Raw genomic sequence first — 648 nt, 5'->3', positions numbered from 1 at the left:
CACCGACCTCCACCGAAAAGCGGTTGTTATTGGTCAGTGACCCTTGAGCATTGCCGCCTTCTGCACGATGGTTGCCGCCCGCCGCCACGATGACGGTCCCCAATCCGCCACGACCATTAGCCGCCGCATACTGCGCATTCAGGCTCAGCGACGCGGCCGTATTGATAGCGCCGTCCTGAAAGCTGCTGAGTGCAAAATCGTCGGTAAATCCCCAGCTATTGTTGGCAATGTCAAAACTGACCATATGCCCCAGTCCCGCAAGATCGGCACCGTCATTAGCCAGATAATAGCCGCCCAACGTCGCCTCATAGGCCACCCCGACACCCCCGGCATTATTCTTCGCCGCGACCATCACACCCGCCACCATTGTTGCGTGGTTGGAGACCACGTTCGGCAAGGTGCCATGGGTTTGTTGAGTCTGCAACCAGGTTTTATCAACATTCGCCGCAAGGTCGGGGTGATTGATATCAAAGATTTCGGGCGCGGTGGCGAACTGACCACCTGGCTCGAACTGACCAATGCGTACGCCCTTGCCCGTGTAGTCCTTCCAGACCGGCAGAATGTTGGCATCACTCAGATACCATTGCTGAGCCGTCAAGGGATCAAGCGGGACTTCCGGGGTCAGTAATGTCGCCACGGCGCGCATCG

At 57.9% G+C, this 648-nt stretch carries 1 protein-coding gene; it reads right to left on the bottom strand.

Annotated elements, in window-relative coordinates:
* On the bottom strand, positions 1 to 648 hold a 648-nt coding region (locus AM629_RS21395; protein WP_235525594.1), incomplete at both ends, for a S8 family serine peptidase.

It is taken from the genome of Photorhabdus heterorhabditis (assembly GCF_001280945.1).
Taxonomy (GTDB): domain Bacteria; phylum Pseudomonadota; class Gammaproteobacteria; order Enterobacterales; family Enterobacteriaceae; genus Photorhabdus; species Photorhabdus heterorhabditis.
The sequence above is the reverse complement of the archived record's forward strand: the minus strand, read 5'-3'. Positions and strand labels throughout refer to the sequence as shown.